Origin of the sequence: Sphingomonas sp. LH128, from assembly GCF_000293195.2 — a bacterium.
Taxonomy (GTDB): Bacteria; Pseudomonadota; Alphaproteobacteria; order Sphingomonadales; family Sphingomonadaceae; genus Novosphingobium; species Novosphingobium resinovorum_A.
This window is the reverse complement of record NZ_ALVC01000270.1, coordinates 1-5,971: the sequence shown is the minus strand read 5'-3', so window position 1 is coordinate 5,971 and position 5,971 is coordinate 1. Positions and strand designations below refer to the sequence as shown.

The window sequence follows — 5,971 nt, the reverse complement described above, 5'->3', positions numbered from 1 at the left end:
TGCCGCGTTCGACGATGAAGAGGCCCAGCGTCTTCTCTCCCGTGCGCGCGGCGACGACCACCGCGTCGGCAAGGATGCCGTTGGAGATGTAGGTCTTGGCGCCGGTCAGCCGCCAGCCGTCGCCCTCCTGGATGGCGCGGGTGCGGATCGCCCGCAGGTCGCTGCCGCCGCCCGCCTCGGTCATCGCGATGGCCAGGATCGTCTCGCCCGAGACCACGCGCGGCATCAGCCGGCCCTGCAGGGCCGGCGTGCCCAGCGCGGCGATGTAGGGGGCGACGAGATTGCTGTGCAGGTGCAGGTAGAACCCCGGCTCGCCGCCGCGCACGTTCTCCTCGATGACGATCTGGTCGAACCGCAGGTCGGCCACGCCCGCGCCGCCGTGGGCGGGATCGGCCCAAAGGCACAGCAGCCCGGCATCTCCGGCCTTGCGGTACACCTCACGCTCGACGATGCCTTCGCCCCGCCAGCGTTCGGCGTGGGGCGCGACTTCGGCGGCCATGAACCGCGCGGCCGAGGCGCGGAACAGGTCGTGCTCCTCCTCGAAGATCAGGCGTTGCACGGTCAGCGGGCCTTGAACTCGTCGATCAGCTTGCGCTTCATGAGCTTTCCGGTGGGCTCACGCGGAAGTTCGTCGCGGAATTCGAACGTCTTCGGCGTCTTCACGCTGCCCAGCGCGGCGCGGGCGAAGGCGCCGAGTTCCTCCGCAAGCGCAGCGCTGGCGGCTACCCCCTCGGTGGGGCGAACGACGGCAAGGACGCATTCGCCCATCTCCTCGTGCGGCACGCCGATGACCGCCACGTCGGCGACCTTGGGGTGGGTGATGAGGTGGTTTTCGATCTCCTGCGGATAGATGTTCACCCCGCCCGAGATGATCATGAAACTGCGCCGGTCCGTCAGGAACAGGTAGCCGTCCGCATCGACGTGGCCGACGTCGCCCAGCGTCGCCCAGCCCCGATCATTGTGCGCTGTGGCAGTCTTCGCGGGATCGTTGTGGTAGACGAAGGAGGGCCCGTCGGCGAAATAGACGTCGCCGGTTTCCCCGGGGGGCAGTTCGCGGCCTTCGGGGGCCAGAACCTTCACTGTGCCCAGAACCGCCTTGCCGACCGAGCCGGGCCGCTCAAGCCATTCCGCCGAGGAGAGCGCGGTGATCCCGCAGCATTCAGTGCCGGAGTAGTATTCGTGGACGATCGGCCCCCACCAGTCGATCATCGCCTGCTTGACCGGCACCGGGCAAGGCGCGGCGGCGTGGACCACCGCGCGCAGCGAGGAATGATCGCGGCGCTCGCGCGCTTCGGGCGGGAGTTTCAGCAACCGCACGAAGTGCGTGGGCACCCATGTCGCGTGGGTGATGCGGTGGCTCTCGATGAGCGCGAGCGCTTCCTCTGCATCGAAGCGCTCCATGATGACCACGGTGCCGCCGAGCCGGTGGATCGTCATCGCCCAGCGCAGCGGCGCCGCGTGGTAGAGCGGCGAGGTGGAAAGGTACACGGTGTCCTCGTCCATGCCGTAGAGCGCGGTGCCCATCGTTTCGAGCGGCGTCGTCTCGTCCAGCGGGCCTTGCGGGAGCGGCGGCTGCACGCCCTTGGGGCGGCCCGTGGTGCCCGAGGAATAGAGCATGTCGGTGCCCGCGCTTTCGTCCTCAACCGGCGTTTCGGGCCAGGACGCGGCCGCGGTGCGCCAGCGGCCGGCATCGTAGCTCTCGACGCCGGGCGCATCGCGCAGGGCTTCGGCGGCGAAGGGGCCGAGGCGGTCGGAGTGGACCAGCAGCCGCGCGCCGGAATCACGCAGGATATAGGCGATGTCGGCCGCGCCCAGCTTGGTCGAGATGCTGGTGAGATAGAGCCCGGTGCGCTGTGCGGCCCAGGCGACTTCGAAGATCGCGCTCTCGTTGTCCATCAGCAGCGCCACGACGTCGCCGCGCCGCGCGCCGAGGTGGCGCAGCAGGTGGGCGCCGCGATTGGCGGCGGCTTCCAGTTCGCCGTAGCTGACCGTTTCTCCCGTCGCCGGAATGACGAGGGCGGGGCGCTGCGCATCGCTGAGGGCGAAGGGCCTGGGGTGCATCGATGAAACCTCTCTCGGGCAAGTTCGGGCGCGGACTCTGTCGATCCGCCGTCGCCGCGACATTGGGGCGCAAGGGGTCGCTGGCTCAAGGCGAGCGCAAGAAATGACAAAAACGGGATCAAGCCCGGTTAAAGCCATGGAGGCCCGCAGCGGCTAGTCATGGGGCAACCCGATGAAGCCCCTGAGATGAAAAACGGGGCGAGGGAGGAGAGGTAGAAATGAACATCACCAAGGCTGGAATCGCGTCCGTCATCCTGAGCTGCGGCGTTTCCAACATCGCGCTGGCGCAAGAGGCGACGCAGGCTCCGCAGGCCAGCGAAGCGGTTGCCGGAGACATCATCGTCACCGCGCAGCGCCGGTCGCAGTCGCTGCTCGACGTGCCGCTGGCGATCTCTGCGCTGGGCGGTGACGCACTGGAATCAAAGGGAATTACCAACTCCGCCTCGCTGGCGACGGCAGTGCCGAACCTGCAGGTCAGCAGCTCGTTCGGGCGCACCCAGCCCAACTTCTCGCTGCGCGGCATCAGCGTGGCGAACGAGTTCAATTCCAACCAGGCATCGCCGGTCGGCGTCTATATCGACGACGTCTACATCGCCGCGCGCACCAGCCATGGCATGGGCCTGTTCGACCTCGACCGCGTCGAGGTGCTGCGCGGGCCCCAAGGCACGCTGTTCGGCCGGAACACGACCGGCGGGGCGATCAATTTCATCACGCGGCAACCGGCACTGAGCGGCACCCAAGGCTACCTTCAGGCGGGCTACGGCAACTACAACACGTTCAAGGCGCAAGGCGCGGTCGAGACAACCATGGTCGAGGATGAACTCGGCCTGCGCATCGCCGCGAACTACGAAAAGGGCGACGGACAGATCCGCAACGTCTACCCCGGCGGCCGCGACGCCAACAGCGTGGACTCGCTGCAGGGCCGCGTCGCCTTGCGCGCCAAGCCCGGCAACGGCGCCGTCGACATCAAGATCCGCGCCTATGCCGGACGCGATCGCGGTACGCAGGCGACCCCGCTCGGCATCCCGAGCGAACGCGCCGCATCGAACCTCGGCTTCTTCGAGATCAACGAGAACCGCGTCGGCCTCAGCCGCACCGACGCATGGGGCATCGCGGGCAACGTCTCGGTGGAGTTGAGCCCCACCGTCACCTTCACCTCGATCACATCGTATGACGGCGGCAAGCTCGATCTCGATCAGGCGGCTGATGGATCGCCCAACGACGTGCTCGATATCACGTGGCAGTCCGGCTTCCGCCAGTTCAGCGAGGAAGCGCGGATCAACTACGAAGGCGATGCGCTGAAACTCGTCGGCGGCCTGTTCTATGGCTGGGACCGCACCGTCACCGACAACCGCTTCAACATCGGCAGCGCGCTGGGCGCGGGCGTCGACGGCGGGTTCTTCCAGCACTACCGCCAGAGCCGCCGCTCCTACGCCGCGTTCCTTCAGGGCGACTACGACCTGACCGACAAGCTCGTCCTGACGCTGGGCGCGCGCTACACCTGGGATCGAGGCCAGTACCGCGACGGCTACGCCTTCCTGTTCGCCGGCGGCGTGGACGATGCGATGACGCCGATCGCCTCCACCGTGCCGTGCAGCGGGGCACCGGGCACTTGTGCCTACGATCCCAACGCGCGTTTCAACCTCGACGGCAAGAACAACGCGCTCACCGGCCGTGCGGCGCTGAGCTATACCTTCGACAACGGGTTGCTGGTCTATGCCAGCTACAGCCGCGGCTATCGTTCGGGCGCGTTCAACGGCGGCAGCTACACGTCGTCGGCAGGCGTCAACTACGTGGAGCCCGAGCGCGTCAATGCCTACGAGGCGGGCGTGAAGGGTCGCCTGCTGGGCAACATGCTGACGCTTTCGGCGGCCGGGTTCTATTACGACTACACCAACCAGCAGGTGCAGGACTTGCGCGCCGGTCCGGTCAACTTCCTCGTCAACGCGCCCAAGGCGGAAGTTTACGGCGGCGAAATCGAGGCCACCTTGCGCCCCGCGCCCGGCTTCACGATCAACGCCTCGGGCGGCTACCTCCACGCGACCTACAAGGAACTGTCGCTGCAGGGCGTCGATCTGTCCGGCAACGCGCTGCCCTTCGCCCCGCGCTGGACCGCGCAGTTCGGAGTGGACTGGAAGGTGTTCGACACCGGGCGCGACAGCGTGACGTTTTCGCCCTCGGTCAACTACTTCAGCCGCCAGTACTTCTCGCCCTTCAACACGACCGACGTGGCGGGCACCGGGCAGGTCAATTCGGAACTGCAGCAGGGCGCCTATGCCAAGGTCGATGCGGCGCTCGTCTGGCAGCATGACAACATCGAACTGCGCGGCTGGATCAACAACGCCTTCAACCGCAAGGTTCTGGCCTATGGCCTCGACCTTCGCGGGGCGGGCTTCAACTACAACCTGCTCGTCCCCGCCGCGCCGCGTACCTACGGCGTGACCGCGCGCGTCAGCTTCTGAGCGGAGGGAACGCCATGAGCCCGACCCTGACCCGACCGGACCTCAAAGACCCCGACCTCTACCTCGACCGCGCGCCGCATGACGTGTTCGAAATGCTGCGCAGCATGGAGCCGGTCTACTGGAACCCGGAAAGCGACGGGGCGGGTTTCTGGTCGCTCACCCGCTATGCCGATATCGTCGAGGTATCGCGCAATCCAGCGCTGTTCTCGTCCGCCAGCGAGAACGGCGGCCACCGCATCTTCAACGAGAACGAAGTGGGCCTGACCGGTGCGGGGGAATCGGCGATCGGGGTGCCGTTCATCTCGATCGACCCGCCCACGCATACCCAGTACCGCAAGTTCATCATGCCTGCCGTAGCCCCGGGTCGCCTTGCCGGGATCGAGGAGCGCATCCGCGAACGCTGCCTTGCGCTGGTGGACAAGATCCCGCTCGGCGAGCCTGTGAACATCGTGCCGCTGCTGTCCGCGCCGCTGCCGCTGCTGACCTTGTGCGAGCTGTTCGACCTGCCCGCAGACATGTGGGTGAAGCTTTACGACTGGACCAACGCCTTCGTCGGCGAGGACGACCCGGACTTCCGCCAGAGCCCCGAGGCGATGGCGACGATCCTCGGCGAATTCATGGCCTTCTGCGGTCAGCTGTTCGAGGAACGCCGCGCCGCGCCGGGGCAGGACCTCGCCACGTTGCTTGCGACGATGGAGGTGAACGGCCAGCCCGTCACCTTGCGCGAATTCACCGGCAACATGATCCTCGCGCTGGTCGGCGCCAATGAGACGACGCGCAATTCGCTGAGCCACAGCATAGTCGCCTTTGCCGAGAACCCCGATCAGTGGGACCGCATCCGCGCCGAGCCCGACCTTCTGAAGAACGCCGTGCGCGAGATGGTACGGTACGCAAGCCCGGTCATGCACATGCGCCGCACCGCCATGGCCGATACCGAGATCGGCGGGCAGGCCATCGCCAAGGGCGACAAGGTCGTGATGTGGTACATCGCCGCCAACCGCGACGAAAGCGTGTTCCCCGATCCGCACCGCTTCGATGTGGGGCGCGGCAATATACAGCACCTCGGTTTCGGCACCGGGCAGCATGTCTGCGTCGGCTCGCGGCTGGCGGAGATGCAACTGCGCGTCGCTTTCGGCATCCTTGCCGAGCGGGTGGCGGGCTTTACGGTCCAGTCGCCTCCGCGCCGGTTCCGGTCCAATTTCATCAACGGCCTCAAGAACCTCGACGTGGTGCTGACGCCAGCGTGACAGGAGAAACGACTTTGCTTGGTTTCGACGGTCTGGAACTGCCCGATCTGGTGCTCACGGCGGGCGGGGACCGGCTCCCCCCCCCCCCCCCGCCGTAGGCAGCGAGTTGCTGTTTGAGGTGCTCAGCCAGCGGTACGAACGCGGCAGCACGCTGATCACCAGCAATCTTCCCTTTGATGAGTGGACATCGGTGTTTGGCTC

The 5,971-nt window shown here is 66.8% G+C and carries 4 protein-coding genes and 1 pseudogene; 3 read left to right on the top strand and 2 right to left on the bottom strand.

What is annotated here, in order from left to right; translation table 11 throughout:
• Both LH128_RS20320 and LH128_RS20315 read right to left on the bottom strand, forming a co-directional pair.
• Window positions 1-559 (bottom strand): acyl-CoA dehydrogenase family protein (locus LH128_RS20320; RefSeq protein ID WP_008831563.1); only part of this gene is annotated, 559 nt, incomplete at its 3' end.
• A 2-nt stretch (window positions 560-561) separates the two neighbouring features.
• Complete coding sequence (locus LH128_RS20315) at window positions 562-2,061, bottom strand: acyl-CoA synthetase (protein ID WP_008831562.1); 1,500 nt, start codon at window positions 2,059-2,061, stop codon at window positions 562-564.
• Window positions 2,062-2,279: 218 nt separating this feature from the next.
• Between LH128_RS20315 and LH128_RS20310 the strand changes: the two genes are divergently transcribed.
• The 3 genes and pseudogenes from LH128_RS20310 to LH128_RS20300 all read left to right on the top strand — a co-directional run.
• Complete coding sequence (locus LH128_RS20310; RefSeq protein ID WP_008831561.1) at window positions 2,280-4,523, top strand: TonB-dependent receptor; 2,244 nt, start codon at window positions 2,280-2,282, stop codon at window positions 4,521-4,523.
• A gap of 14 nt (window positions 4,524-4,537) precedes the next feature.
• Entirely contained in the window at window positions 4,538-5,770 is a 1,233-nt protein-coding gene (locus LH128_RS20305) for a cytochrome P450 (RefSeq protein ID WP_008831560.1), read from the top strand.
• Between the two features lie 97 nt (window positions 5,771-5,867).
• Window positions 5,868-5,971, top strand: a pseudogene (locus tag LH128_RS20300) (ATP-binding protein); the annotation flags it as partial.

Coding starts and splice junctions, on each gene's coding strand:
- LH128_RS20315 (WP_008831562.1), bottom strand. CDS start 2,061: ATGCACCCCAGGCCCTTCGCCCTCAGCGATGCGCAGCGCCCCGCCCTC.
- LH128_RS20310 (WP_008831561.1), top strand. CDS start 2,280: ATGAACATCACCAAGGCTGGAATCGCGTCCGTCATCCTGAGCTGCGGC.
- LH128_RS20305 (WP_008831560.1), top strand. CDS start 4,538: ATGAGCCCGACCCTGACCCGACCGGACCTCAAAGACCCCGACCTCTAC.